This is a genomic window from Nocardia sp. FBN12, assembly GCF_054031145.1.
In genome coordinates, this window is record NZ_CM132926.1 from 6445016 (window position 1) to 6469061 (window position 24046).

The window sequence follows — 24046 nt, forward strand, 5'->3', positions numbered from 1 at the left end:
AGGCGACGACGATGTTGCGCACCATGATGAAGTCGAAGATCCACCGTGCCACCGTGACCCACGCCGATCTGCACTATGTCGGCTCGGTGACCGTCGACCAGGACCTCCTCGACGCCGCCGACCTGCTCGAGGGTGAGCAGGTCTGCATCGTCGACATCGACAACGGCGCCCGCCTCGAGACCTACGTGATCGCCGGCGAGCGCGGTTCGGGCGTGATCGGCATCAACGGCGCCGCCGCCCACCTCGTGCACCCCGGTGACCTGGTCATCCTCATCGCCTACGGCCAGATGGACGAGGCCGAGGTCCGCGACTACGACCCCAAGGTCGTCTTCGTCGACGACCACAACCGTCCGGTGGAGCTGGGCAGCGACCCCGCGCACGCACCGGAGGGCTCCGGCCTCACCTCGCCGCGCTCACTGTCGTTCGTCTGAGCGGGGCGGGGGGCTAGCGCGATGCTGCTGACGATCGATGTCCGCAACACCGGGATCGAACTCGGCCTGTTCTCCGGCAGCGGCGAACACGCGAAACTGGTGCGGCACTGGCGAATTCACACCAATCCGCTGATCACCGCCGACGAGTTCGCGATGCAGGTGCGCGGCCTGGTCGGCGCGGACATCGACCAGGTCGTCGGCGTCTCGGCGCTGTCCACCGTGCCGCCGGTACTGCGCGAACTACGCGCCATGCTGGCGCGGTACTGGTCGCATGTGCCGCACGTACTGGTGGAACCCGGTGTGCGAACAGGTATTCCGCTGCTGGTCGACAATCCGAAGGAAGTCGGCGCCGACCGCATCGTCAACTGCCTCGCGGCTTTCCGTAGCTTCGGTGGGCCCGCGATCGTCGTCGATTTCGGCACCGCGATCTGCGTCGACCTGGTCTCGGCCAAAGGGGAATTCCTCGGTGGCGTGATCGCGCCCGGGGTGGAGATCTCCGCCGAAGCGCTGGTGGAACGCAGCGCGATGCGCCGCGTCGAGCTGGCGCGGCCGCGTTCGGTGGTGGGCAAGAACAGCATGGAGTGCATCCAGTCCGGTGCGATCTTCGGCTTCGCCGGCCTGGTCGACGGGCTGGTCGATCGCATCCGCGACGAATTCGACGCGTTCGCCGGTACCGATGTCACCGTCGTGGCCACGGGGGCGGGCGCACCGCTGATCGTGCCGGAGTCGGAGACCATCGATTCCCACGTCCCGCACCTCACGCTGACCGGCCTGCGCCATGTCTACGAGCGCAACAAGAAATAGCGTCTGCTAAGCTATTGCTCGTGATCTTCCGTGTGAGCACCCAGGAGTGTTGTCGAGGCTAATCTGCCTCGACCGTTCGAGGCTGACGTTTTCCCTCGACCGATTTCTCACCTCCTGGAGATGCGCTCATGCGTTCTTCTGTCCTTTCCCTTCCGTCCGCACGGGACGAATACTCCGCGACGCCCCCGCTCGACCGGGCGATCGCCTCGGCCCTTCCGACCCGGCTGCGTCCCGCTGACCTGCTGCGACTCACCGACGAAGCCGCCGAAGACGTCCTTTCCGGACGCTATGACCATCTCCTTCCGGCCGACGGCATCTGGCCGACCGAAGAGCGCTGGGCGGCCCGCCTTTCGCACGACGACGAGGTCGATGTCTGGCTGATCAGTTGGACGCCGGGCAAATTCACCGATTTACACGATCACGCCGGCTCGCTCGGCGCCCTCACCGTGCTCAGCGGCGCGCTTTCGGAATACCGCTGGAATGGCACCGAGTTACGCAGGCGCACGCTCGCCGCGGGTGATCAGGCGTCGTTCCCGATCGGCTGGGTGCACGACGTGGTGCGGGCGCCCGCCGCCGCCGAATCCGTCGGCCCGCTGGATCCCACCTTGAGCGTGCACGCCTATTCCCCGCCGTTGTCGGCGATGTCGTATTACGAAGTGACGGGTCACGGCACGCTGCGCCGCACCAAAACCGTCCTCACCGACCAGCCCGAAGGTGATCTGTGATGAGCCGTTTGACGATTGATCAGATGCTCGAGAACGCTCGCGCGCGATTGCACCGGGTGTATGTGTACGACGTGGCCGCCGCGCTGGAGCGTGGCGCGATTCTGGTCGACATCCGACCGGCCGCCCAGCGAGTCCGCGAAGGATCGCTGCCCGGTGCGCTGGTGATCGAGCGGAATGTCCTGGAATGGCGGCTGGATCCCACCTCGTCGGCACGGTTGTCGCTCGCCGTCGACCACGATGTGGAATGGATCATCTTCTGCTCGGAGGGGTACACGTCGAGTTTGGCTGCTGCCGCGTTGCAGGAGTTGGGACTGCACCGGGCCAGCGATGTGATCGGCGGTTACCAGGCACTGAAGTCGGCCGGGCTGTTGACCGTCGGCGTCGGCGTCCCGCATTTCGCCCGCGAGGTCGACGCACTGGCCTCCCTGTAAGCTCCCTCGCCGCTCCGCGAATTCAGCGTGCCGTTCGCGAATTCGCGGGGTTCGCCCTTGGTCTCACGTCATGCGCCCGACGACTCCGAGGTGGTTGGGGAGTTACCCATGTCCTGACGAAATCGGTGAGGCACTTCACAATTCATGGACGGGGGAGGCGGTGAGGCGGGGGAGCGGCAAAACCCTTTCCGGCGACCGCTAATGTTGTCGGATGTGAGCACTCCTAACCCCGCCGCACCCGGCCGCGCCGCCACATCCGCTGTGGACATCGATGTTCCCGAGCAGATGCGGATTCGCCGGGACAAGCGCGAGCGGCTGCTCACCGCCGGTGGTGAGGCCTATCCCGTGGTGGTGCCGCGCACCCACACGCTGGCCGAAATCCGTGCCGCCTACCCGGATCTGGAAGCCGACACCCAGACCGGTCTGCAGGCCGGTATCGCGGGCCGCGTCATTTTCGTCCGGAATACCGGCAAGCTGTGCTTCGCCACGCTGCAGGAAGGTGACGGCACCAAGCTGCAGGCGATGATCAGCCTCAACGGTGTCGGCGCCGACGCGCTGGCGGCCTGGAAGGCCGATGTCGACCTCGGCGACTTCGTGTTCGTGCACGGCGAGGTCATCTCCTCGCGCACCGGTGAATTGAGCGTGATGGCCGATTCCTGGTCGATGGCGGCCAAGTCGCTGCGCCCGCTGCCGGTAGCGCACAAGGAGATGAACGAGGAGTCGCGCGTCCGTGCGCGCTATGTCGACCTGATCGTGCGTCCGGAGGCCAGGGAAATGGCCCGGACCCGCGTGAATGTGGTCCGCGCGCTGCGCAACGCGCTCGAGCGCCGCGGTTTCCTCGAGGTCGAGACGCCGATGCTGCAGACGATCCACGGTGGCGCCGCCGCGCGCCCGTTCGTCACCCATTCCAATGCGCTCGACATGGACCTATTCCTGCGGATCGCGCCGGAGCTGTTCCTCAAGCGTTGCGTGGTCGGTGGCCTGGAGAAGGTCTTCGAGATCAACCGGAACTTCCGCAACGAAGGCGCCGACTCGACGCATTCGCCCGAGTTCGCGATGCTGGAAACCTACGAGGCCTACGGCACGTATGACGATTCCGCGACGATGACCCGGGAATTGATCCAGGAGGTCGCGCAAGAGGCATTCGGCACCCTTCTGGTGACACTCGCCGACGGCACTGAATATGATCTCGGTGGCGAGTGGACGACCGTCGAGATGTATCCCTCGCTGTCGGAGTCGATCGGTGTCGAGGTGACTCCGGAAACCACGGTCGAGGAATTGCTCGCACTCGCCGATCGGGTAGGTCTGGAAATTCCTTCCGGCAAGGGCTACGGTCACGGGAAACTGGTCGAAGAACTGTGGGAGCACGCGTATGGCGACAAGCTCTACGCACCGACTTTCGTTCGCGACTTCCCGGTCGAGACTTCACCGCTGACCCGTCAGCATCGCAGCAAGCCCGGTGTCACCGAGAAGTGGGACCTCTATGTTCGCGGCTTCGAGTTGGCAACGGGCTATTCGGAACTGGTGGATCCGGTGATCCAGCGGGAACGCTTCGTCGACCAGGCGCGGTTGGCCGCGGCAGGCGATGACGAGGCTATGGTGCTCGATGAAGACTTCCTCGCCGCGATGGAACACGGCATGCCGCCGACCACCGGAACCGGTATGGGAATCGACCGCTTGTTGATGGCTCTCACGGGTTCGGGAATCCGGGAAACGATCCTGTTCCCCATTGTCCGGCCGAGTAGTCGCTGACCAGTGAATTCATGGGGTGAAGTCCCCATGTTGGAAATTTAGCATTTCGGGGTATTCTTGCCTCGGGTATTCGGCCTGGAGGCAGGCTTGACGATTTCGAGAGGACGTTCATCTCATGGCAAAGAAGGTCACCGTTAGCCTGATCGACGATGTCGACGGTGAGTCCATCGCGGACGAGACCATCGAGTTCGCTATCGATGGGGTGTCGTACGAGATCGATCTGTCGGACGCAAATGCGGCGCGCTTGCGCGAAGGCCTGGACGAGTGGGTCGCCAACGCCCGCCGGGTGAGTGGCCGTCGCCGGGTGAAGGCTGCCGGTGCACCCGCGCCGCAGGGCAAGAGCCGCGTTTCCATGGACCGTGAACAGAGCGCCGCAATTCGCGAATGGGCTCGGCGTAAGGGCCACAAGGTCTCGGCCCGCGGTCGTATCTCGGCGGAAATCACCGATGCGTACAACAAAGAGGTCGGCAAGAGCTGATTCTTTGGCGGCGCGGGCGCCGCGTGGTTCGCGGCCCCGCCGGTCCCGTCGTTGAGGCACCGTTGCTTGCTCCTTCGTCGCCTACGCAACGGCACCTCAACGACGGGACGGCCGCGAACGGCAGGCTTCGCCTGCCTGCCCCTCCTCAGGGTCGGGGCGTGGGGGTTGCGTTCGGTAGGGGAACAAGGGGCCGGTGTTGTGCCGGGTGTGGGGTGTCGGGACGTAGACTGATGGCCGTGCACAAGGCGTTTCGAGTATCCGGCGGTGTTGCGCAGTGAGCTCTTTCCTGCGGTACACCGATGACACCGGTAAGCAGCATGAATTGGCCTTGGAGGCCGGGCAGCAGCGCGTCACGATCGGGCGCAATGTGCAGGCCGATCTGGTGCTGGGCTGGGACGCCGAGGTTTCGCGTCTGCACGCTGCCGTCGAGCATCTCGGTGCGCACTGGACCATCATCGACGACGGACTGTCACGCAACGGCACCTTCGTCAACGGCGAGCGCCTGGTCGGGCGGCGCCGGCTGAGTCCCGGTGACCGGATTCGGGTCGGGACAACGCTCGTGCATTTCTTCGATTTCGGCGGTGTCGTGGACGACGCGACCCATACCGCCTCCGGGTCCATCCCCACGATGCGCTCACTCACCGATACCCAGCGGGCGGTGCTGATCGCGCTGTGCCGTCCGTACAAACACGGCACCGGTTTCGCGACGCCCGCGTCGAATCAGCAGATCGCCGAGGAATTGTTCCTCTCCATCGACGCGATCAAAACTCATCTGCGGGCCCTGTTCGCGAAGTTCGGCGTCGAGAATCTGCCGCAGAACCAGAAGCGAACCCGACTGGCTGCCTTGGCCATGCAGAGCGGCATGATATCCGACCACGATTTGTGAGCGCGACGCTCGCGTAGGTCGGTGAGCGCCTGAACTATGTCGCGGACGGGCGCTGGGCGGTTGACTTACTCGTATCACCGGAGCGCGGGATTCAAGCTCCGGGCCACGAGTCAGGAGACATCGCATGTTCGCAGTCCGGATGGCCACCATGGTGCTCGCCGTGCTCAGTACGGGGCTCATCGCGGGGGTGTTCTACGCCTACGCGATCTCGGTGATGCCCGCGCTGGCCCGCACCGACGACCGCACGCTGATCGACGTGATGCAGAAGATCAACGTCGTGATCATCAACCCCTGGTTCATGTTCGGCTTCATGGGCACGGTCGGCTTCACCGCGCTCGCGGCGGTGCTGCACCTGGGTAGCGACCAGCGCGCGACACTGATCTGGATCGGAATCGCGTTGGTGCTCAACGTGATCGGGTTCGGCGTCACCGTGGGGCTGAACGTGCCGCTCAACGATGCGCTCGCCGCCGCGGGCGACCCGGCGTCGATCGTCGACACCGCCGCTGTCCGTGCGGATTTCGAGGCGACCTGGGTTCGCTGGAACATCGTCCGCGCGGTGCTGCACACGGCCGCGTTCCTGGTGCTGTGTGGTGCGCTGTTCGCGGCGGGCGTGCAGCAGGGCAAGTCGAGTTCGACCACCGACGCGGTCGCGGCGCCGATGTCGATGATTTCCGGCCGGTAGTGCCACGCGATCACTAGAACGTGTTCCATGATAAGTGGAACACGTTCTAGTGAGGAGTCGTTCATGCGACGTAGTTCGCTTCTGGTGCTGGCCGCGGCGGCCATGCTCGCCTGCCTGCCCGCCACCGCGTCGGCCCAGCCCCTCCCGGTCGACTACAACTTCTTCGCCGGAATTCCCCCGGAACTCACGAACCCGGGCGGCTCGCTCCCCGGCGCGAACGACCCGGCCTGCGTCCCCTCGCCCGAGCATCCCGACCCGGTGGTCCTGCTGCACGGCACCGGCGGCGGGGCGCAGACGAACTGGGGCGTATACGCTCCGCTGCTGGCCAACGAGGGCTATTGCGTCTTCAGCCTCACCTACGGGGCCTACGCCCTCCCGTGGCCCGTCTCGGCGATCGGCGGCATGCGGCCCATCGAGCAGAGCGCCGCCGAGGTTTCCGCTTTCGTCGACGGTGTGCTCGCCCGTACCGGTGCCGCGCGCGTCGACCTGATCGCCCATTCGCAGGGCAATATCGTCGGCAACTACTACATCAAGCGGCTCGGTGGCGCGGACAAGGTCGGCAAGCTGGTCGGGATCGCGCCGCCTTGGCTCGGCACCAACGCGTTCGGGGCGGGCGATATCGCCACCTTCAGCCGGGCCCTCGGCGCGGGACCCGCCTTCGACGCGGTCAGCTCGTCGCTGTGTCAGGCCTGCGGGCAGATGTTCACCGGCTCGCCGTTCATGACCGCGCTCAACGCCGACGGTGTGTACGACCCGCGCGTCAGCTACACCAACATCGTCTCCGCCATCGACGAGCTGGTCGTCCCGCACACCTCCGGCCTGGTCCCCGGGCTGACCGCCACCTCGATCGTCGTGCAGGACGGTTGCGCGCAGGACTACTCCGAACACCTGGCCATCGCGGGTAGTCCGCGCGCGGCCGGCTACGTCCTCAACGCCCTCGATCCCGCCAGGCAGGCCGCGGTGCCATGCGAATTCGTCCCACCATTCACCGGATGAGCTCCCTCGGCGCGATTTCGCTGTAGGCAAAACTCGAGCGGAAACGAATGCCGCGACGTGCGCGTTGTCAGTGAGTGACCATGTTGTCGCCGGTTCCCAATAGGGTGGACCGGCGGCGGCGGAATCCCCTGCCAACTAGAGTGGATGGCGGGGGCCGCAACCCCCGGGCTTCATGGCAGGCTGACGACGAAACTTGTCGGTCCGACGCCCTAGGTTGTATCGAGCATACTGCGGCGTCTGTTGCCAGAATGTCGGAGCAGGAGAGTGAGGGAGCGATGTTCGAGAGGTTCACCGACCGCGCGAGGCGTGTCGTTGTCCTGGCCCAAGAAGAGGCCCGGATGCTCAACCACAACTACATCGGCACCGAGCACATCCTGCTTGGGTTGATCCACGAGGGCGAGGGCGTGGCGGCGAAGTCGCTGGAGTCGCTTGGTATCTCGCTGGAGGGTGTGCGTAGCCAGGTCGAGGAGATCATCGGGCAGGGCCAGCAGGCGCCGTCCGGTCACATCCCCTTCACCCCGCGTGCCAAAAAGGTGCTGGAGCTGAGCTTGCGCGAAGCGCTGCAGCTCGGCCACAACTACATCGGTACCGAGCACATTCTGCTCGGCCTCATCCGCGAGGGCGAGGGCGTCGCGGCCCAGGTGCTGGTCAAGCTCGGCGCCGACCTCAACCGTGTCCGTCAGCAGGTCATCCAGCTGCTGTCCGGGTACCAGGGCAAGGAGCCCGTCGAGGGCGCCGGTCCGCGCGGCGAGGCGGGTACCCCGTCCACGTCGCTCGTGCTCGACCAGTTCGGCCGCAACCTCACTCAGGCCGCGCTCGAGGGCAAGCTCGACCCGGTCATCGGCCGCTCGAAGGAAATCGAGCGCGTCATGCAGGTGCTGAGCCGCCGCACCAAGAACAACCCGGTGCTGATCGGCGAGCCCGGTGTCGGTAAGACCGCGGTCGTCGAAGGTCTCGCGCAGGCCATCGTCAACGGCGAGGTCCCCGAAACCCTCAAGGACAAGCAGCTCTACACCCTCGACCTGGGCTCCCTGGTCGCGGGCAGTCGCTACCGCGGTGACTTCGAAGAGCGCCTCAAGAAGGTGCTCAAGGAGATCAACACCCGCGGCGACATCATCCTGTTCATCGACGAGCTGCACACGCTCGTCGGCGCGGGTGCTGCCGAAGGCGCCATCGACGCGGCCTCGATCCTGAAGCCGAAGCTGGCCCGTGGCGAGCTGCAGACCATCGGTGCCACCACCCTCGACGAGTACCGCAAGTACATCGAGAAGGATGCCGCGCTGGAACGCCGTTTCCAGCCGGTGCAGGTGGGCGAGCCGACCGTCGAGCACACGATCGACATCCTCAAGGGTCTGCGCGACCGCTACGAGGCGCACCACCGGGTCTCCATCACCGACAGCGCGCTCGTGGCCGCCGCCACCCTGGCCGACCGCTACATCAACGACCGGTTCCTGCCGGACAAGGCGATCGACCTGATCGACGAAGCGGGCGCGCGCATGCGCATCCGCCGGATGACCGCTCCGCCGGACCTGCGCGACTTCGACGACAAGATCGCCGATGCGCGCCGGGAGAAGGAAAGCGCTATCGACGCGCAGGACTTCGAGAAGGCCGCGCGGCTGCGCGACAAGGAGAAGCAGCTCGTCGCCAAGCGTGCCGAGCGCGAAAAGCAGTGGCGTTCCGGTGATCTGGACGTCGTGGCCGAGGTCGACGACGAGCAGATCGCGGAGGTGCTGGCCAACTGGACCGGCATCCCCGTCTTCAAGCTCACCGAGGAGGAGACCACCCGTCTGCTCCGCATGGAAGACGAACTGCACAAGCGGATCATCGGCCAGGAGGATGCCGTCAAGGCCGTCTCCAAGGCGATCCGCCGCACTCGCGCCGGTCTGAAGGACCCCAAGCGTCCGTCGGGCTCGTTCATCTTCGCCGGCCCCTCTGGTGTCGGTAAGACCGAGCTCGCCAAGTCGCTGGCGAACTTCCTGTTCGGCGACGACGACGCGCTCATCCAGATCGACATGGGCGAGTTCCACGACCGCTTCACCGCTTCTCGTCTGTTCGGTGCCCCTCCCGGGTACGTGGGCTACGAGGAGGGCGGCCAGCTCACCGAGAAGGTGCGGCGCAAGCCGTTCTCGGTGGTGCTGTTCGACGAGATCGAGAAGGCGCACCAGGAGATCTACAACACCCTCCTGCAGGTGCTCGAGGACGGCCGTCTCACCGACGGTCAGGGTCGTACGGTCGACTTCAAGAACACCGTGCTGATCTTCACCTCGAACCTGGGCACCTCCGACATCTCCAAGGCGGTCGGCCTTGGCTTCACCCAGTCCAACGCCGAGGGCTCGAACTACGAGCGGATGAAGCTCAAGGTCAACGACGAGCTGAAGAAGCACTTCCGCCCCGAGTTCCTCAACCGCATCGACGACGTGATCGTCTTCCACCAGCTCACGAGCGAACAGATCGTGATGATGGTCGACCTGATGATCGCCCGCGTCTCGAAGCAGCTGAAGAACAAGGACATGGCCATGGAGCTGACCGATCAGGCCAAGAGCCTGCTCGCCAAGCGCGGTTTCGACCCGGTCCTCGGCGCTCGTCCGCTGCGTCGCACGATCCAGCGCGAGATCGAGGATCAGCTGTCGGAGAAGATCCTCTTCGGCGAAATCGGCGCAGGCCAGACCATCATGGTCGACGTCGAAGGCTGGAACGGCGAGGGTCTCGGCGAGGATGCCAAGTTCACCTTCACCGGCAAGACGAAGCTGACCAAGGCCTCTGCCACCGACGACAAGCCCGAGGTGGTCCTCACCGGAGCAGCAGAGGGCACCGCCCCTGATGCTGCCGCCTCCGGCGAGTAGCCAGCAGAACGACAAAGCCCGCCCCCTGGCAATCAGGGGGCGGGCTTCTTCGTTGCCGAACCGCATCGCTACTTCTTCCGGATCGGTTCGTTCAGGATCGCGAGTCTGGTGCGGTAGTCGGTCTCGGTGATCTCGCCGCGGGCGAAGCCTTCGCGTAGGGCGCCCACCGCGCCGCCGCGGCCCGCGCACCGTCGGCGGGCGAAGAAGACCAGTGCGATCACGGCGATCCAGAAGAGTACGGGGAAGATCCAGAAGAAGGGCCATGGGTGCCAGCCGCCGTCGTAGTGGTCGGCCAGCAGAGTCAGTGTTGTCGTGGTGCCGGAAATGTTCATGTCTCGAGCCTGGTCTTTCGCGCGCGCCGCGACATCGGCCGCGAGACCCGATCCGGGGTACGTCCCCGCGCGTACGAGCCGCCGGCCGGTATGGCACTCACCGACAGTCCGACAACCCCTTTGGGTACACCGAGGTCGGTCGCGAGCGCGGTGAGCACGCCCGGCGGCAGGAACTCCGCGGTCACCAGCGTGAAGCTGCCGAGGAACATGGGGAGCTACCGGTTTCGGCGGAAAGGCCGGCCGTGGCTATTCGAATCTGCTCAGCACGGGCGAGTTCTTCGCACTGGCGAAGGCCAGGAATGTCGACAGCCCTTCGTAGTGCTCGCGCAGGAATTCGCGGCAGAAGTCGGCGTCCCAGATATCCGGGTACACGTCGTTGTCGTCCATGTCGTCAGGGTCGAAGTGTTCGGCGAGGACGGTGAACGGTGTCGAGGCCAGGGTGCGGGCCGCGGCGGACACCTCGTCGGCAGTCCAGACCCGCGGCTCGCCGTCGCCCGCCCACGGGTCGAGGTCGCCAAGCAGGTCGAGGTCGACTTTCGCGGCCGCCAGCAGGTAGCGCAGTCCATCCCAGGACTTGTCGATGTCGCCGATCGGTTCGCCGGTGCGGTCGACGGCTTCGAGCAGTTCGAACGCGGCTTCGGCGTCGGCGGTGATGCGCGCTGCATCGGCGTTGGAGATGCGGTGGAATGCGAGGACTGGTCCCATGGTGGGAAAGGTAGAAATCCGGCCTTGGCGATTCCTTGGCGACTTCTTTGTGCCGGTCCGACCGGCCGTTTTCGCGGCGTACGGTGGAAATTGCTTAGCCAACCGACACGGGGGTGTTCACGCACATGACTGATTCCGACCGCACACTGATTGCCGTTCTGCTCGATCGTTCCGGGTCGATGCAGACGATCAAGGCCGATACCGAAGGTGGGTTGGCCGCCTATTTCGAGCAGCAGCGGGCGGTGCCGAAGCAGATCGAGGTCACGCTCGCTCAGTTCGACACCACCTACGACGTTGTCTACTCCAACGTGCCGCTGGCCCAGGTGCCGGCGCCGAGTTTGCATCCGAGGGGTGGGACCGCGCTCTACGACGCGCTCGGCAAGCTCGTCACCAGCGTGGGCAGCGAACTGGCCGAGCGCCCCGAGCACGAACGTCCCGGCACCGTGATCATCGTCGTCCTCACCGACGGCCACGAGAATTCCAGCCGCGAATGGACCCACGCCGCCGTGAAATCACTGATCACCCAGCAGCAGGACGTCTACAACTGGACCTTCGTCTTCCTCGGCGCGAACATGGACGCCGTCGAAGTCGGCTCCAACCTCGGCTTCGATCCCGGCTCGGCCATCACCTACGCCCCGGTCGCAGGCGGCGTCCGCGGAGCCTTCGACGCCCTCTCCGCCTACTCCGCCCGAGCCCAAGCCGCCCCCGCGGGCGCCGCCCGCCGCGCCCGCTTCTCCGCCTCCGAACGCAAGCAAGCAGACCAGGGCAAGTAGTCGACTATTGCCAACCCGGGCGGACCAGGCCTGATTCGTAGGCGATGACTACGAGTTGGGTGCGGTCGCGGGCCGAGAGTTTGGTCAGGATTCGGCTGACGTGGGTGCGGGCGGTGGCGGGGGACATGTAGAGGCGGGCGCCGATCTCGGCGTTGGTGAGGCCTTCGGCTACCAGGGTCATCACCTCGCGTTCGCGATCGGTGAGTTCGGCGAAGGCCGCGGGGGGCGGTTGTTTGGCGTGGGAGGAGAACTCGGCGAGCAGGCGCCGGGTGACGCCGGGGGAGAGGAGGGCGTCGCCCGCGGCCACGACGCGGACGGCGCGGAGCAGGTCGGCGGGTTCGGTGTGTTTGACCAGGAAGCCCGCGGCGCCGGCGCGGATCGCCTCGAAGACGTATTCGTCGAGTTCGAAGGTGGTGAGGACGACGACGCGGACCGGCGCGAGTTGGGTGTCGTCGGCGATCATGCGGGTGGCGGCGAGGCCGTCGAGGATCGGCATGCGGATGTCCATCAGTACCACGTCGGGGACCAGCGCCCGGGTCATCCGGACGGCCTGCTCGCCGTTCTCGGCCTCGCCGATCACCTCGATGTCGTCCTGGGCGTCGAGCAGGGCGACGAATCCGCCGCGCACGAGCGCCTGATCGTCGGCGACGAGGAGACGGATCTTCGCGGGTCCCGCCCCGATCGGCGGCAGTTCGGTGTGGTCACTCACGCGCTGGCCTCCGTGCCATTGCTCGGCGCGACAGCTGTCGCCGAAGTCGCGGGTCGAGCGGGCAGTCGGGCCGCCACCCGGAACCCGCCGGACGGTCGGGGTCCGGCGGTGAGCGCCCCGCCGAGTGCGTGTGCTCGTTCCCGCATCCCGATGATCCCGTTGCCGCCGATCCCGGTGCGCACCGCGGTTGCGGTGGGGCGGGTGTTGTCGACGGTGATGTCCACCGATTCGGGGGTGTAGCGAAGAGTGATCAGCGCCGTCGCGCCGGGCGCGTGCCGCACCACGTTGGTCAGCGATTCCTGCACGATCCTGGCCGCCGCCACATCGATCACGCTCGGCAGCTTCTTGGGGGTGCCGATGATCTTGGTGTCGACGTCGAGTCCGGTCGCCCTTGTGCGCTCGAGCAGTGTGTCGAGGTCGTCGAGAGTCGGTGCGGGAGCGCGTGGCGCCGGGCGCGCGGGGGCGGGCGCGTCAGCCTTGGCCTCGACCTGTTCCGGGTATTCGGGCACCACGGCCGCACCGCTGCGAATCGCGTGGAGCAGCGTGTGTACCTCGGTCAGTGCCTCTTTCGACGTTGTCTTGATGGTCGCCAACGCCGCGGCCGCCTGCTGTGGCTTGCGATCGAACAACTCGAGCGCCACCGACGACTGCACATTGATCAGCGAGAGGCTGTGCGCGAGAACATCGTGCAGCTCGCGGGCGATCGCCAGCCGCTCCTCGGACGCGGCCCTGGCCTGCTGAGCCTGTTCGTCGCGCTGCGCCGCCTCGGCCCGCTGCCTGCGCGCGAGCACCACCGCACGCCGCTGCCGCACGCCTTCGGCGATCCCGACCAGCACTCCGACCCAGGCCAGCAGCCCGAATATCTGCCACGCATCGGAATGCCGACCGAGCAGGGCGGGCAGTGGCCACACCATCAGCAGATAGCCGAGGGCGACCACCGGGTATGTGCGCCACCGTGATCCGTAGATCGCCGCGGAGAGGAACGCGATGATCAGCGAAAGGAAGATCGGACCGTACCCGTAGTCGCCCAGTACGTAGGCCACCGTGGCGACGAACGCGACCAGCAGCGCCGGTTCGGGCATCACCCGCCGGAAACCGAGCGCGATCGGCCCCGCGAGTAGCAGCAGATACGCGAACGCGTCCAGCGACCGCACTCCGGTTAGATGCGAATTCGCACCGGAACTACCGACCAGCTGGATCACCGCGACCACTGCCGCCGGGCCCCAGTCCTGAACGACTGAGCCACGCTCCCACTTCGCAGACGTTCCCACGTGTCCAACCCTATTGTGTGCGCGCGGCGCCCGCGTCGGCCCGCACGCGTATTTCGTGCGGGTGGCCGCGTAGTCCGCGCGGCGTAGCGCCGAGAACGCCGCGCGACGGATGCCCGAGCACCCCCTGGGCGCCGATTCTGATTCCCATGAACGAATCGATCGTGGTCACCACCGAGTTGACCAAACGCTATGGCGAGCACCTCGCGGTGGACGCGGTGAGCATGCGGGTCGCGGCCGGGGAGATCTACGGATTCCTCGGACCCAACGGCGCGGGCAAAACCACCACGTTGCGCATGCTGGCCGGCCTGATCCGGCCCAGCGCGGGCACCGCGACCGTCCAAGGCCTCGCGCCGGGTGACCCGGAGGTGTTGCGCCGGATCGGCGTCCTCATCGAAGGGCCCGGCTTCTATCCCTACCTCTCCGGCCGTGACAACCTGCGGGTACTCGCCCGTTATCGCGGCCACGGCGATGCCGAGGTCGAGACGGCACTGGAACGCGTTGGCCTGGCCGACCGGGCAGGCGACCGATTCCGCACCTACTCGCTCGGCATGAAACAGCGTCTCGGCGTCGGCGCGGCCATGCTCGGCGACCCGGACCTGCTGATCCTCGACGAACCGACCAACGGCCTCGACCCGGCGGGCTTGGCCGAAATGCGCACGCTCATCACCGATCTCGCGGCCGACGGACATACCGTGCTGCTGTCGAGTCACCAGCTCACCGAGGTGCAGGAAATCTGCCATCGCGTCGGCGTGATCTCCGGCGGTCGCCTGCTCGCCGAGTCGACGGTCGCCGAATTGCGCGGCACCGCGACACTTCTGGTTCGCGCCGAGCCGGTAGACGTGGCTCTCGACGCCGTGCGCGCGGTCACCGATGCGCCCACTCGGGCGGGCACGGACGGAATCAGAGTCGAAACGAGCGCCGCGATGGCGCCGGATGTGGTGCGAGCCGTCGTCGCGGCCGGCGCGGACCTGCTCGAACTGCGGGTAGACGAGAAATCCCTGGAAGAAGTGTTTTTCGAGATGACGACAGTAGAGGTAGCGAAATGACCACCATGACAAGGGATCTCACGGCCAGCGTCCGGGCGGAAGCGCTGCGCCTCGGCCGCTGGCCTGCGTTCTGGATCGTCCTGGGTACCTGGATCCTGCTCAACCTGACCTTCGCCTACCTCTTCAACTACCTCGCCTACACCTCCGGCGAAAACGGCGCGATGTCGGACGGCCTGCCCCGCGAGGTCCTCCTCGGTCAACTCATGCCCGCCGCGGTCCCCGAGGTGTTCACCCAGGGCATGTCGATGTTCGGCGGCGCGCTCGTGCTGATCCTCGGCGCCCTCGCGGTCGGCAGCGGATATGGCTGGGGCACTTGGAAAACCGTGTTCACCCAGGGGCCTAGCCGGGCCGCGGCGGTAGCGGGACTCCTGTTGTCGCTGCTGGCAGTGGTCCTCGCGCTCGTCCTGGTTGCCTTCGCCGTCGACATCGGCATCGCCACGGTGATCGCGGCCAGTGAATCCCAGCCGATCACCCTGCCCGCACTCGACGCCTCACTGATCGGAATCATCACCGGCACAGCCATTCTCGGCATGTGGACCCTCGCGGGCGCCCTCATCGGCGCCATCGCCCGCGGCCCCGCCTTGGCTGTCGGTCTCGGCCTGGTGTGGGTCCTGGTGGTGGAGAATCTGCTTCGTGGCGTGGCGGGCATCTTCGGCCCGATCGAAGCCGTCACCAACCTGCTCCCCGGTACCGCCGCGGGCTCGCTGGCCGGTGCGATGCGCACCGTGGAGGGCCCGGCCAACCCTGGCGTTCTCGATATCCTCACCCGCGGTGAATCTTTCGCCCTCCTGGCCGTCTATGTGCTGGCCTTCGCGGGCGGGACGATCTGGCTCATGACCCGCCGCGATCTCACCTGACGCACCCCGCGAAGCGGCAGACCACGACGGTCTGCCGCTTCTTCCTTGTTTGCGACAGTGCGGGTCAGGTCTCGAGAAGCTGAGGCGAGCCGACTATTCGATGAGCGAGCGTCGACAGGCCGGCGATGATCTGTTCGGGCGACAGTCCGCGATCACGCTGATGGAGGTAAACCTCGGCCGCGAGTGGTGCGAGGACGGTATCCACCAGCGAATCCGGTTGCGGCACACCCGATTCGACGAGCAGGGAACGCACGTGCACCGACCAGAACCCATAGGCGCCGGTGGCGAAGCGGGCGCCGCCGGTTTCCGCACCGAGCACGAGATGTGCGTGGGCGGCGAGCAATTCGATCATCGCCGTGTAGAAGGCGGCAAGGCGGTCGGCCGGGGGAGCGCCGGGGCCGAGTGGCGGCGCGCCGCGCAGGAGCTGCTCCTGGAGGGCGCGTTCGTGTTCGTCGAGGAGGGCGACGGCGATCGCGTTGCGGTCGGGGTAGCGGCGGTAGAGGGTGCCGCGCCCGACACCCGCCGCCTTGGCGATGTCGTCCATGGTGACCGTGCGTGGGTCGCGAGTGGCGAAGAGTTCGGCCGCGGCCGCCAGCACCTTCGCGCGATTGCGGGCCGCGTCGGTGCGCTCGGTGGGTGGCGGCGCATCCAGCGCTGCGCCGGTGAGCAGGTCGGATCGGGGCTCCATGGTTCGACTGTAACCAGCAACGAATATCTGGACAAGGTGTCCACTTGTGGTCTATCGTCGGAAAATCGGCAAGCGGACATCATGTCCAGTTAGGAAACGCCATGACACACCTGCTGCATCTCGACGCCAGCGCCCGCACCAACTCGCTCAGCCGCCGGCTCGGTGCCGAATTCGTCCAGGCCTGGCGCGCCGCGGAACCCGGCGGCACCTACACCTACCGCGACCTCGCCGCCGAGCCGACGCCGTTCATCGACGAGGGCTGGACCGAACTGTGCGACGCGGTCCTCGCCGCAGGCGCCACCGACCTCGACCGGCTCGCGAAACTCGCCGTCACCCCCGCGGCGAAGGCCGCATGGCAGGTGGTCGAACCGCTGCTGGCGCAGGTCATGGCCGCTGACGTGATCCTGATCGGCACTCCGATGTACAACTACTCCATCCCCGCCTCGCTCAAGGCCTGGCTCGACCAGGTCACCTTCCCGCGAATGTCGCTGGGGGAGCGCAGGTTCGTCGTTGTCACCGCTCGCGGCGGTGCCTACTCGCCTGGTGCGCCGAAAGCCGCGTTCGACTACCAGCAACGCTTCCTGCGCGACTTCTTCGCCGGCCATTTCGCCGTCACCGACACGGTTTTCGTCAACGCGGAACTCGCCAACGCCGTGCAGGATCCGAACCTCGCCCACCTGCGCGACGCCCACGAGGCCTCGCTCGCCGCCGCGCAGGAACAAGTGCGCTCGCTCGCACAGGAATACGCGCGATGAGCTGGATAGTGCTCGGCCTGGCCGGGCTCGTCGAAATCGTCTGGTCGCAGACCATCAAACCGACCGAGAACTTCACCAAGATCGGTCCGACGCTGCTCTGCATCGCGCTCGGCTCGCTGGCGGTGTACCTGCTCTCGCGCGCCATGCAGACCCTTCCGGTGGGCACCGCCTACGCGGTGTTCACCGGAATCGGCGCCGTCGGCGCCATCGTGCTCGGTGTGCTGGTGCACAAGGACCCGCTGAGCGCGGGACGCGTGCTGGCGCTGTCCATGATCGTCGGGGGCATCGTGCTGGCGCGGGCCACCGCGACCGAATGACGTCGACCGCGCTGGTGCGCCACCGCGGAGCCGGTCGAGAGACGCTGTCGCACACCCGATGCGGCATTCGGCCGGTCAGCACCGGTAGAGTCGGCTGATGGACCAGCCAGTTCGCCCCCCGGACCTGTCCACGCGGCCACATGAGCTCACGGTCGAGCGCGTGATGAAAGCCTCGCCCAGCCTGCTCTACGCGGCCTGGACCCAAGGCATGGACCTGTGGCTGGCCGTCCCCGGATCGGTGCTGATGCGACCCGCGCTCAACGAGCCCCTGTACTTCGACACCGGCTCGCCCGAGAAACGCAACCCCCACTACGGCCGCATCCTGCTGCTCGAGCCGAACCGGCGCATCGAATTCACCTGGGTCACCGCCGCCACCGACGGAGTCGAAACCGTGGTCGCGGCCGAATTCCTCAAACAACCACGTGGTATCCGCCTGCGTCTACGCCACTCCGGCTTCCCCACCGCGGCCATCCGGGACCTACATCAGCAGGTCTGGCCGGACAAGCTCGAGCGTCTCGACGAAATCACCAGCGCCTCCGTCTGACCGCGTAGGTTCGGTACCGAACGACAACCTCCGAATCGAAGGGATCGCAATGCCGACTCGTAGCGCACGCACACTCTGGTCAGGCGGACTGCAGGACGGATCCGGGCAGGTCGAACTGGCCAGCTCGGGTGTGGGCAAGTTCGATGTGAGCTTTCCGCGCCGCGCGGCCGACACGGCCGAGGGCACCAGTCCGGAGGAACTGATCGCGGCGGCGCATTCGTCGTGCTACTCGATGGCGCTCTCGGCGGAGATCGCCAATGCGGGTGGGACGCCGGAAAGCCTGGATGTGAGCGCCGATGTGACCCTGGGGCCCGACCCGGCCGGTGGTTTCCAGATCAGCAAGATCAAGCTCACCGTGCGCGGGCGCGCGTCGGGCATCGATGCCGACGGGTTCGCCGCCGCCGCCCTCGCGGCCAAGAACGGCTGCCCGGTCAGCAAGGCACTCACGGGTGTCGGCGAGATCGAGCTGGACGCGGCACTGGCCTGATCAGCACCGGCGTGATCGTCCAAACGGCCGTCCACAATCAGGAAACTGATTGTGGACGGCCGTTGTGGGCGATCACGCCAGTCGAGCGCGAGCCACCTCAGCGCTGGGTGAACCAGCGATGCGCGGCGGGGGTGTACATGGCCGGAATCGCGATGACGACAGCCACGATGTGCACGGTGCGGCAGCCGGCCAGCACGATCGAGCTCTCGGACATGCCGTCGAACAGGGTCGTGTAGTCGTCGATGGACAACACCACCGCCAGCGGCTCGATGATCAGCGAGACCAGCCCCACCACGCCGATGCCGACGGTGAGCACCGCGCGGGCCACGCGGCTGCCGTTCAGCATGTACAGCGCGACCCCGGCGACTGCCAGATAGATGGCGAGCCGAGGTAGCAAACCCGTTGCGGTGGCACCGAATTCGCCGCCGCCACGCACCGCGCGCAACAGTCCTTCCGCGACACCCGCGGCCAGGGCGGTGATGAGTCCGCCGAAAGCGACATGCACGGCGCGGGGGCGAGTGCTGGAAACAAGAAAGGCAGTGCCGGTCATGACAACAGACACTGCCGTTCTCAGCTGCTCGCGAGGATCACCCTGCGGTAGGAACCTGGTCCACTACCGGAGTGCTACGCGAAGCGAATTCCGTGAGCGCGGCGAACGCCAGCCCCAAAGCCACCCACAACGTGGTGGTTTCGGCCAGCGAGGCCACCCGGAAGTTCCACAGCAGGGTGGCGGGGAAGTCGTCGGCCACCTCGTTCACGCCGGGCAGCAGCACGTAGCCGACCGTGGTGACCACGACGAACGCCGCGACCCCGGCGACGAGCCGGAGCGTGTCCGGCGCGGCGAGCGCGCGGTAGGCAGCGACAGCTGCCGCGACGGCCAGCAGGCCGAGTACGACGGCCGCGACCCACAGCCAGGTGCGCTCGTTGATGGTTTCCGGATCGCCTACCGCGGGCGGATTGGCCGGATACTTGAAGAACGGCACCGCGACGATCGCCGCCCATGCGAGAACCGCCGCGGTCAACGACAATCGGGGCCCGGACAGTGTCGTGAACCGGCGTGCCACATTCACCGCTGAGGCGAACAACGCGCCGAACGCCATGCCCGCCAAGCCGAGCGCGAGGAACTGGCCCGCCTTCTGGCCCGACCGGCTGACCAGCGGTTCTTCCTCGCCGTGGGAGTGACCCTCGGTAGCTTCGGGTGCGTGTGAATGTCCGGCGGAACCGGCTTCCTCGATGGCGATCGCGGCGTCCACCTGGGGCTCGCCGACGAAGTAGCCCACTGTCGCGGCCAGCAGGCCGGCGATCAGGCCGGCCAGCAGGCCGCGCAACAGCAGGGTCTTGAGTGATCCGATCAGTGGCACGGAACACCCAGCAGGTGACGTCCGTCGTGCATCAGCTCGTGCAGGAACATCCCGCTACGCGAGACGGCCCCCTGGTCGAATCCGACCAGGTACAGGGCGAGCAGTGCAAGCAGGACGACACCGACCGTGACCAGCACGGTTGCGAGGGTGTCGAGGCCGGTAGACCGGCTGGGTGAATGCGCGATAGCCATTCGGGTCCTCCTGTAGGGATACGCGTCCCACGGTTGAAGTGTGGTGCGAAGGTGCCGGTGTCTGGCTCTCCGGCACCGGGGGACCCGGTACATGGATAACAGTGGCGCGACCGCTCCGGACTCACACCGGAATTACCGCGCACCCTCGCGGATGTTGCCTCGAACTGTGACAGCGCGAGCCGTCCACGTCAATACGTGTACGCGCATGTCCAGCGGAAACGCCGCTGTCAGGCCTTCGCGGGCACGTCGAGGACGACCTCGAACTCGAGCAGCGAGGCACCGGTCGACACCGGCTTGGGACGCTCGCCGTCGCCACCGTTGCCTGCGTGCGCCGCACGGGCCGGACCGTCGCGCCACGCGGCGAACGACTCCTCCGAATCCCATTGCGTCACCACGAAATACCGGTTGTCGCCGGCGACGGGGCGCAGCAACTGGAACCCGAGGAACCCGGGCGAATTCTCCACCGCACCCGCCCGCGCGGCGAACCGCTTCTCCAGCTCGGGGCCCGCGCCCTCGGGAACTTCGATCGCATTGATCTTCACAACAGCCATAGGGCTGACAGTATCTTTGCCGGCTGGCGCCGGGGGTTCTCGGCCCCGGGGTGCCTCGATCTTCCCTCCCTCCGGGTACTCCTTCGTCGCACCCTCCACTCAGTCCAGATCGAGGCGGGCCGAGAACTCGCCTGCGGCGACGTGCGGGGCATGTGGCGAACTCGCCCAGGCCGGCGTGCGGCAGTATCGGAACGGTGTTGTACGACGAAGGTGGGTCCGGTGTCCCGATCCTGCTGTTGCACGGGCTGATGGGCAGTGCGCGGACCTGGGCCGATCAGGTGCCGTGGTTGCGGGAGTACGGGCATGTCTACGCGGTGGACGCCGCTGGGCACGGGCGGCCGACGCCCGCCGAGCTCACGACGGAGGCGTTCGTGGCCGATCTGGCCGAGCGCACCGCCGCGATCACCGAGCCGATGGTGATCGTCGGGCATTCGATGGGCGCGATCCACGGGTGGGTGTTCGCGGCGACCTGTCCCGAGCGGGTCCGCGCGATCGTCGTCGAGGACATCGCCCCGGATTTCACCGGCCGCACCGCCGCCCACTGGGCCGAGTTGATCCACTCCTGGCCGCAACCGTTCGCCGGCGAGCAAGCGGTGCTCGACTATTTCGGCCCGGTCGCGGGCACTTATTTCCTGCGCGCGTTCACCGCGGCACCCGACGGCTACCGGCTACACGGCGAGGTGGACACCTTCCGTGCGATCTCCGAGGAGTGGGGCACGCGCGATTTCTGGGCCGAATGGAAGTCGGTGCGGGTGCCCGCGCTGCTGATCGAAGGCGAGCACACCATCACCCCACCGGGGCAGATGCGCACGATGGCCGAGGTCGTTCCCGGCACGGAGTACGTGCGCATCGAAGGGGCGGGCCATCTGGTGCACGATGAACAGCCGGACGCCTACCGCGAACATGTCGGCAGGTTCCTACGTCGAGTGATGAGCTGAACGCCTCGCCCCGATCCGGACATCACCGGTCTGCTCGGTCAACCCGTCAGCGGGATCACCACGGCCGTTGCTCGCGACAACCGCGGGTCGACCCGATGCCTGGCCGCGCCGACGGTTCGGGTCAACGCGCAGCACTTCCTTCGCCCGCGAGAGCGAACAATCCGTCGTCGGTCTGTTCGATCAACCCGTCGACGAGTAGCGAATCCAGCGCCCGCGCGCGCTGACCCGGATCGCGGGTCCAGGCCAAGTCGAGGCGAATTCGTTCGACCGGCCCTGACGCGTCGCGCAGTACATCGAGCAGCCGCCCGCGGGCCTGACGGTCGGTGCCCTCGTACTTCTGTACCTTGCGCGCGACCTCGGCAGCGGGTTTCCCGGCCTCCACCCAGGCGCAACGAGGCAGCGGGCAACGGGCGCAGTCGGGGTTGCGGGCCGTGCAGACCAGGGCGCCCAGTTCCATCAGCGCCGCCGAGAATCTCGCGGCTCGCGGCACCGGAACAGGAAGCAGCGCTTCGGTTTCCGCGAGATCACGCGAGGACGGATTGCCCGCCTCGCGCCCGTGTACCGCGCGAGCCACCACGCGCCGAACGTTCGTGTCCACCACCGGAACGCGCTGCCCGTAGGCGAAGCAGGCCACCGCGCGAGCGGTATACGCGCCGATTCCCGGCAGGCTCAGCAACACGTCGACGTCGGTGGGGACCACGTCACCGTGCTCGGCCGCCAGCGCTCGCGCGCACTCGTGCAGCCGCAACGCCCGCCGCGGATACCCCAACTTCCCCCACGCCCGCAGCACCTCCGCTTGCGACGACGCCGCCATCGCCGACGGCACCGGCCAGCGCGCCACCCACTCGCGCCAGATCGGCTCCACCCGCACCACGGGCGTCTGCTGCAGCATGATCTCGCTCATCAGGATGTGCCATGCGGTTGCCGCAGGCTCGCGCCACGGCAGTTCCCGTGCCGTCTCGTCGAACCAGTCCAGCAGGGCTTGCGCGTCGATGCTCACCGTTCCCGTTCCCTCTGAGCCAGGCTCTCTTTGCCGACGCTTAACGTGGCGGACTCGCTGGTAACCAAGGCTCTGTGCACAATGGTCGGTATGCCTGGTTCCAATCCGATAAGCGCCTGGAAGTCACTGCGCGAAGGCAATGAGCGCTTCGTCAACGACACCCTGCAGCATCCTAGCCAGGGTGCCGCGGACCGAGCCAAACTCGTCAAGGGCCAAAACCCGCACGCGATCCTGTTCGGCTGCGGTGATTCCCGCGTCGCCGCCGAACTGATCTTCGACCAGGGTCTCGGCGACATGTTCGTGGTGCGCACAGCCGGCCACGTCGTGGACAGTTCGGTGCTCGGCTCGATCGAATACGGCGTCGAGGTCCTCAATGTGCCGCTGATCGTCGTCCTCGGGCACGACAGCTGTGGCGCCGTGAAGGCCACCATCGACGCGCTCGACGGTGGCGAGGTGCCCGGTGGGTTCATCCGCAGCGTGGTCGAGCGGGTGACGCCGTCGATCCTGGTGGGCCGACGAGAGGGCCTCAGCACGGTCGACGAACTCGAGGCTCGGCACGTGGTGGAGACGAGCAAGCTGCTGATGCAGCGGTCGATGATCATCTCCCAGCGTGTTGCCACTGGTCAGTGCGCTATCGCCTGCGTCACCTACCAGCTGGAGGACGGTCGAGCACAGCTGCGGCGCACCGTCGGCAATATCGGCGAGGTGGTCTGAGGGGGTCGCCCGGCCGGTTCGACCCCCGACACGCCGAGGTCATCGAGCGCGCCCCCGCGCGCTGCGCTTACCTTTGAGGTGTGCTGGAACCGAATGGACCGCTGTCACCGGAGATCTACTGGCGCCGCCGTGCACTCGCGATCGGCGTCATCATCGTCGCGCTCGCGATCGTGATCTGGCTCGTCACCATGGTCGCGCGCGGTGGTGACTCGGCCGGTGCGGGCTCCGCCGCCGCGACTACCACGTCGGCGGAGTCGAGTGCGTCCGCGACGAGCTCGACGTCCAGTATCGCGTCCAGCGCGCCGAGCAGCGCAGCGCCGACCACAACCAGCGCCGCCGCCCAGCCCGCGGCACAGCCGTGCCAGGACCAGTCGCTGGCGCTGAAGGTGACCGTCGGCCAGCCGACCTACAAGGTCGGCGACCAACCCGCCTTCGGCACCGTCATCACCAACATCTCGTCCGCGGCCTGTTCGCGCGATCTCGGGGCGGGCCCCCAGTTCCTCGTCTACACCCTGGACGGGCAGCGCAGGCTCTGGGCGAGCAACGACTGCAACCAGGACGACCCGGCGGAGGTGAAGACGCTCAAAGCCGGTGAACAACTCTCGTACAAGGGCACCTGGTTCGGCACCACCTCGCAGCCGCAGTGCGCGGGCGACCGACTGCAGGTGCCCGCGGGCGCGTACATGGTCGTGGCCCAACTCGGTGCTGTCCGCAGCGCCGCGGAGCCTTTCAACCTCGCCTCTTGATTCCGCGTACCGCCTGCCGGGGGCATTGTGCGG

Annotated in this window: 32 protein-coding genes; 20 read left to right on the forward strand and 12 right to left on the reverse strand. The window is 67.0% G+C overall.

Going from position 1 to position 24046, the window contains the following annotated elements; translation table 11 throughout:
* Positions 1–11: 11 nt before the first annotated feature.
* The 10 genes from panD (at position 12) to ACWZHB_RS30375 (ending at position 10028) form a co-directional block, all read left to right on the forward strand.
* On the forward strand, positions 12–431 hold the full coding sequence (gene panD, locus ACWZHB_RS30330; protein WP_056819033.1) for an aspartate 1-decarboxylase: 420 nt from the start codon (positions 12–14) through the stop codon (positions 429–431).
* A gap of 21 nt (positions 432–452) precedes the next feature.
* On the forward strand, positions 453–1235 hold the full coding sequence (locus ACWZHB_RS30335; RefSeq protein WP_427905157.1) for a type III pantothenate kinase: 783 nt from the start codon (positions 453–455) through the stop codon (positions 1233–1235).
* A gap of 128 nt (positions 1236–1363) precedes the next feature.
* Positions 1364–1960, forward strand: coding sequence for a cysteine dioxygenase (locus ACWZHB_RS30340; RefSeq protein WP_427905158.1), 597 nt, complete (start codon positions 1364–1366; stop codon positions 1958–1960).
* The gene (locus tag ACWZHB_RS30345; protein ID WP_427905159.1) at positions 1960–2391 is read left to right on the forward strand and encodes a rhodanese-like domain-containing protein; all 432 of its coding nucleotides are present in this window, start codon (positions 1960–1962) and stop codon (positions 2389–2391) included. Before ACWZHB_RS30340 ends, ACWZHB_RS30345 begins: the two co-directional genes overlap by 1 nt.
* A gap of 285 nt (positions 2392–2676) precedes the next feature.
* Positions 2677–4143 carry a lysine--tRNA ligase gene (gene lysS, locus ACWZHB_RS30350; RefSeq protein ID WP_427909356.1) on the forward strand — a complete coding sequence of 489 codons (1467 nt, stop codon included), beginning with the start codon at positions 2677–2679 and terminating at the stop codon, positions 4141–4143.
* A gap of 115 nt (positions 4144–4258) precedes the next feature.
* A complete protein-coding gene (locus tag ACWZHB_RS30355) occupies positions 4259–4621 on the forward strand; it encodes a histone-like nucleoid-structuring protein Lsr2 (protein ID WP_266297504.1) in 363 nt (120 codons plus the stop codon).
* A 274-nt stretch (positions 4622–4895) separates the two neighbouring features.
* Entirely contained in the window at positions 4896–5507 is a 612-nt protein-coding gene (locus ACWZHB_RS30360) for an FHA domain-containing protein (RefSeq protein ID WP_427905160.1), read from the forward strand.
* A gap of 124 nt (positions 5508–5631) precedes the next feature.
* Positions 5632–6189, forward strand: a complete 558-nt coding sequence (locus tag ACWZHB_RS30365; RefSeq protein WP_427905161.1) for an anthrone oxygenase family protein — start codon at positions 5632–5634, stop codon at positions 6187–6189.
* A gap of 63 nt (positions 6190–6252) precedes the next feature.
* Positions 6253–7185 (forward strand): esterase/lipase family protein, encoded by a 933-nt coding sequence (locus tag ACWZHB_RS30370; RefSeq protein WP_427905162.1) that lies wholly within the window; start codon positions 6253–6255, stop codon positions 7183–7185.
* A 275-nt stretch (positions 7186–7460) separates the two neighbouring features.
* Positions 7461–10028: an ATP-dependent Clp protease ATP-binding subunit gene (locus ACWZHB_RS30375; protein WP_427909357.1), complete on the forward strand. Its 2568-nt coding sequence runs from the start codon at positions 7461–7463 to the stop codon at positions 10026–10028.
* A gap of 68 nt (positions 10029–10096) precedes the next feature.
* On the opposite strand, the gene ACWZHB_RS30380 is transcribed toward ACWZHB_RS30375, so the two are convergent.
* From ACWZHB_RS30380 to ACWZHB_RS30390, 3 genes are read right to left on the reverse strand one after another with little or no spacing between them, the layout of a single operon-like run.
* Positions 10097–10360, reverse strand: a complete 264-nt coding sequence (locus ACWZHB_RS30380; RefSeq protein WP_427905163.1) for an SHOCT domain-containing protein — start codon at positions 10358–10360, stop codon at positions 10097–10099.
* Positions 10357–10569, reverse strand: a complete 213-nt coding sequence (locus ACWZHB_RS30385) for a hypothetical protein (protein WP_427905164.1) — start codon at positions 10567–10569, stop codon at positions 10357–10359. The genes ACWZHB_RS30380 and ACWZHB_RS30385 overlap by 4 nt, the downstream gene beginning before the upstream one ends.
* A gap of 37 nt (positions 10570–10606) precedes the next feature.
* Positions 10607–11065 (reverse strand): DUF1877 family protein, encoded by a 459-nt coding sequence (locus ACWZHB_RS30390; RefSeq protein WP_427905165.1) that lies wholly within the window; start codon positions 11063–11065, stop codon positions 10607–10609.
* Positions 11066–11190: 125 nt separating this feature from the next.
* Between ACWZHB_RS30390 and ACWZHB_RS30395 the strand changes: the two genes are divergently transcribed.
* Positions 11191–11838 (forward strand): vWA domain-containing protein, encoded by a 648-nt coding sequence (locus ACWZHB_RS30395; protein WP_427905166.1) that lies wholly within the window; start codon positions 11191–11193, stop codon positions 11836–11838.
* 4 nt (positions 11839–11842) lie between these two features.
* On the opposite strand, the gene ACWZHB_RS30400 is transcribed toward ACWZHB_RS30395, so the two are convergent.
* The 3 genes from ACWZHB_RS30400 to ACWZHB_RS30410 are packed head-to-tail and all read right to left on the reverse strand — an operon-like array spanning position 11843 to position 13966.
* Positions 11843–12547, reverse strand: a complete 705-nt coding sequence (locus tag ACWZHB_RS30400) for a response regulator (RefSeq protein WP_427905167.1) — start codon at positions 12545–12547, stop codon at positions 11843–11845.
* Positions 12544–13818 (reverse strand): sensor histidine kinase, encoded by a 1275-nt coding sequence (locus ACWZHB_RS30405; protein ID WP_427905168.1) that lies wholly within the window; start codon positions 13816–13818, stop codon positions 12544–12546. Before ACWZHB_RS30405 ends, ACWZHB_RS30400 begins: the two co-directional genes overlap by 4 nt.
* Positions 13819–13828: 10 nt before the next feature.
* On the reverse strand, positions 13829–13966 hold the full coding sequence (locus ACWZHB_RS30410) for a hypothetical protein (protein ID WP_427905169.1): 138 nt from the start codon (positions 13964–13966) through the stop codon (positions 13829–13831).
* Between ACWZHB_RS30410 and ACWZHB_RS30415 the strand changes: the two genes are divergently transcribed.
* A complete protein-coding gene (locus tag ACWZHB_RS30415; protein ID WP_427905170.1) occupies positions 13965–14864 on the forward strand; it encodes an ABC transporter ATP-binding protein in 900 nt (299 codons plus the stop codon). The genes ACWZHB_RS30410 and ACWZHB_RS30415 overlap by 2 nt on opposite strands.
* A complete protein-coding gene (locus ACWZHB_RS30420; protein WP_427905171.1) occupies positions 14861–15721 on the forward strand; it encodes an ABC transporter permease in 861 nt (286 codons plus the stop codon). The genes ACWZHB_RS30415 and ACWZHB_RS30420 overlap by 4 nt, the downstream gene beginning before the upstream one ends.
* Positions 15722–15785: 64 nt before the next feature.
* Here the strand turns inward: ACWZHB_RS30420 and ACWZHB_RS30425 are convergent, their stop codons facing one another.
* Positions 15786–16409: a TetR/AcrR family transcriptional regulator gene (locus ACWZHB_RS30425; protein WP_427905172.1), complete on the reverse strand. Its 624-nt coding sequence runs from the start codon at positions 16407–16409 to the stop codon at positions 15786–15788.
* Between the two features lie 101 nt (positions 16410–16510).
* Here ACWZHB_RS30425 and ACWZHB_RS30430 point away from each other — a divergent pair, with 101 nt between their 5' ends.
* The 4 genes from ACWZHB_RS30430 to ACWZHB_RS30445 all read left to right on the forward strand — a co-directional run bounded on the left by ACWZHB_RS30430 (position 16511) and on the right by ACWZHB_RS30445 (position 18512).
* Positions 16511–17164, forward strand: coding sequence for an FMN-dependent NADH-azoreductase (locus ACWZHB_RS30430; protein ID WP_427905173.1), 654 nt, complete (start codon positions 16511–16513; stop codon positions 17162–17164).
* Positions 17161–17481: a DMT family transporter gene (locus ACWZHB_RS30435; RefSeq protein ID WP_427905174.1), complete on the forward strand. Its 321-nt coding sequence runs from the start codon at positions 17161–17163 to the stop codon at positions 17479–17481. Before ACWZHB_RS30430 ends, ACWZHB_RS30435 begins: the two co-directional genes overlap by 4 nt.
* A gap of 97 nt (positions 17482–17578) precedes the next feature.
* Complete coding sequence (locus ACWZHB_RS30440) at positions 17579–18025, forward strand: SRPBCC family protein (RefSeq protein ID WP_427905175.1); 447 nt, start codon at positions 17579–17581, stop codon at positions 18023–18025.
* A 49-nt stretch (positions 18026–18074) separates the two neighbouring features.
* Complete coding sequence (locus ACWZHB_RS30445; protein WP_427905176.1) at positions 18075–18512, forward strand: OsmC family peroxiredoxin; 438 nt, start codon at positions 18075–18077, stop codon at positions 18510–18512.
* 97 nt (positions 18513–18609) lie between these two features.
* Here the strand turns inward: ACWZHB_RS30445 and ACWZHB_RS30450 are convergent, their stop codons facing one another.
* The 4 genes from ACWZHB_RS30450 to ACWZHB_RS30465 all read right to left on the reverse strand — a co-directional run bounded on the left by ACWZHB_RS30450 (position 18610) and on the right by ACWZHB_RS30465 (position 20615).
* Positions 18610–19062 (reverse strand): hypothetical protein, encoded by a 453-nt coding sequence (locus ACWZHB_RS30450; RefSeq protein ID WP_427905177.1) that lies wholly within the window; start codon positions 19060–19062, stop codon positions 18610–18612.
* Between the two features lie 37 nt (positions 19063–19099).
* Positions 19100–19873, reverse strand: a complete 774-nt coding sequence (locus tag ACWZHB_RS30455; RefSeq protein ID WP_427905178.1) for a CbtA family protein — start codon at positions 19871–19873, stop codon at positions 19100–19102.
* Positions 19864–20064, reverse strand: a complete 201-nt coding sequence (locus tag ACWZHB_RS30460) for a CbtB domain-containing protein (RefSeq protein ID WP_019044677.1) — start codon at positions 20062–20064, stop codon at positions 19864–19866. The genes ACWZHB_RS30455 and ACWZHB_RS30460 overlap by 10 nt, the downstream gene beginning before the upstream one ends.
* A gap of 227 nt (positions 20065–20291) precedes the next feature.
* Complete coding sequence (locus ACWZHB_RS30465) at positions 20292–20615, reverse strand: antibiotic biosynthesis monooxygenase family protein (RefSeq protein WP_101464713.1); 324 nt, start codon at positions 20613–20615, stop codon at positions 20292–20294.
* Between the two features lie 194 nt (positions 20616–20809).
* Here ACWZHB_RS30465 and ACWZHB_RS30470 point away from each other — a divergent pair, with 194 nt between their 5' ends.
* A complete protein-coding gene (locus ACWZHB_RS30470; protein ID WP_427905179.1) occupies positions 20810–21553 on the forward strand; it encodes an alpha/beta fold hydrolase in 744 nt (247 codons plus the stop codon).
* A gap of 121 nt (positions 21554–21674) precedes the next feature.
* Here ACWZHB_RS30470 and ACWZHB_RS30475 read toward each other — a convergent pair whose 3' ends face one another.
* Positions 21675–22553 (reverse strand): HhH-GPD family protein, encoded by an 879-nt coding sequence (locus ACWZHB_RS30475; RefSeq protein WP_427905180.1) that lies wholly within the window; start codon positions 22551–22553, stop codon positions 21675–21677.
* 90 nt (positions 22554–22643) lie between these two features.
* On the opposite strand from ACWZHB_RS30475, the gene ACWZHB_RS30480 reads away from it, so the two are divergent.
* Both ACWZHB_RS30480 and ACWZHB_RS30485 read left to right on the forward strand, forming a co-directional pair.
* Positions 22644–23267, forward strand: coding sequence for a carbonic anhydrase (locus ACWZHB_RS30480; RefSeq protein WP_427905181.1), 624 nt, complete (start codon positions 22644–22646; stop codon positions 23265–23267).
* A gap of 80 nt (positions 23268–23347) precedes the next feature.
* A complete protein-coding gene (locus ACWZHB_RS30485) occupies positions 23348–24013 on the forward strand; it encodes a hypothetical protein (RefSeq protein ID WP_427905182.1) in 666 nt (221 codons plus the stop codon).
* The last annotated feature ends 33 nt before the right edge of the window (positions 24014–24046 follow it).

Coding starts and splice junctions, on each gene's coding strand:
- lysS (WP_427909356.1), top strand. CDS start 2,677: ATGCGGATTCGCCGGGACAAGCGCGAGCGGCTGCTCACCGCCGGTGGT.
- ACWZHB_RS30480 (WP_427905181.1), top strand. CDS start 22,644: ATGCCTGGTTCCAATCCGATAAGCGCCTGGAAGTCACTGCGCGAAGGC.
- ACWZHB_RS30370 (WP_427905162.1), top strand. CDS start 6,253: ATGCGACGTAGTTCGCTTCTGGTGCTGGCCGCGGCGGCCATGCTCGCC.
- ACWZHB_RS30365 (WP_427905161.1), top strand. CDS start 5,632: ATGTTCGCAGTCCGGATGGCCACCATGGTGCTCGCCGTGCTCAGTACG.
- ACWZHB_RS30385 (WP_427905164.1), bottom strand. CDS start 10,569: ATGTTCCTCGGCAGCTTCACGCTGGTGACCGCGGAGTTCCTGCCGCCG.
- ACWZHB_RS30380 (WP_427905163.1), bottom strand. CDS start 10,360: ATGAACATTTCCGGCACCACGACAACACTGACTCTGCTGGCCGACCAC.
- panD (WP_056819033.1), top strand. CDS start 12: ATGTTGCGCACCATGATGAAGTCGAAGATCCACCGTGCCACCGTGACC.
- ACWZHB_RS30450 (WP_427905177.1), bottom strand. CDS start 19,062: ATGACCGGCACTGCCTTTCTTGTTTCCAGCACTCGCCCCCGCGCCGTG.
- ACWZHB_RS30390 (WP_427905165.1), bottom strand. CDS start 11,065: ATGGGACCAGTCCTCGCATTCCACCGCATCTCCAACGCCGATGCAGCG.
- ACWZHB_RS30345 (WP_427905159.1), top strand. CDS start 1,960: ATGAGCCGTTTGACGATTGATCAGATGCTCGAGAACGCTCGCGCGCGA.
- ACWZHB_RS30340 (WP_427905158.1), top strand. CDS start 1,364: ATGCGTTCTTCTGTCCTTTCCCTTCCGTCCGCACGGGACGAATACTCC.
- ACWZHB_RS30445 (WP_427905176.1), top strand. CDS start 18,075: ATGCCGACTCGTAGCGCACGCACACTCTGGTCAGGCGGACTGCAGGAC.
- ACWZHB_RS30440 (WP_427905175.1), top strand. CDS start 17,579: ATGGACCAGCCAGTTCGCCCCCCGGACCTGTCCACGCGGCCACATGAG.
- ACWZHB_RS30410 (WP_427905169.1), bottom strand. CDS start 13,966: ATGGGAATCAGAATCGGCGCCCAGGGGGTGCTCGGGCATCCGTCGCGC.
- ACWZHB_RS30435 (WP_427905174.1), top strand. CDS start 17,161: ATGAGCTGGATAGTGCTCGGCCTGGCCGGGCTCGTCGAAATCGTCTGG.
- ACWZHB_RS30415 (WP_427905170.1), top strand. CDS start 13,965: ATGAACGAATCGATCGTGGTCACCACCGAGTTGACCAAACGCTATGGC.
- ACWZHB_RS30335 (WP_427905157.1), top strand. CDS start 453: ATGCTGCTGACGATCGATGTCCGCAACACCGGGATCGAACTCGGCCTG.
- ACWZHB_RS30425 (WP_427905172.1), bottom strand. CDS start 16,409: ATGGAGCCCCGATCCGACCTGCTCACCGGCGCAGCGCTGGATGCGCCG.
- ACWZHB_RS30355 (WP_266297504.1), top strand. CDS start 4,259: ATGGCAAAGAAGGTCACCGTTAGCCTGATCGACGATGTCGACGGTGAG.
- ACWZHB_RS30460 (WP_019044677.1), bottom strand. CDS start 20,064: ATGGCTATCGCGCATTCACCCAGCCGGTCTACCGGCCTCGACACCCTC.
- ACWZHB_RS30420 (WP_427905171.1), top strand. CDS start 14,861: ATGACCACCATGACAAGGGATCTCACGGCCAGCGTCCGGGCGGAAGCG.
- ACWZHB_RS30430 (WP_427905173.1), top strand. CDS start 16,511: ATGACACACCTGCTGCATCTCGACGCCAGCGCCCGCACCAACTCGCTC.
- ACWZHB_RS30395 (WP_427905166.1), top strand. CDS start 11,191: ATGACTGATTCCGACCGCACACTGATTGCCGTTCTGCTCGATCGTTCC.
- ACWZHB_RS30375 (WP_427909357.1), top strand. CDS start 7,461: ATGTTCGAGAGGTTCACCGACCGCGCGAGGCGTGTCGTTGTCCTGGCC.
- ACWZHB_RS30465 (WP_101464713.1), bottom strand. CDS start 20,615: ATGGCTGTTGTGAAGATCAATGCGATCGAAGTTCCCGAGGGCGCGGGC.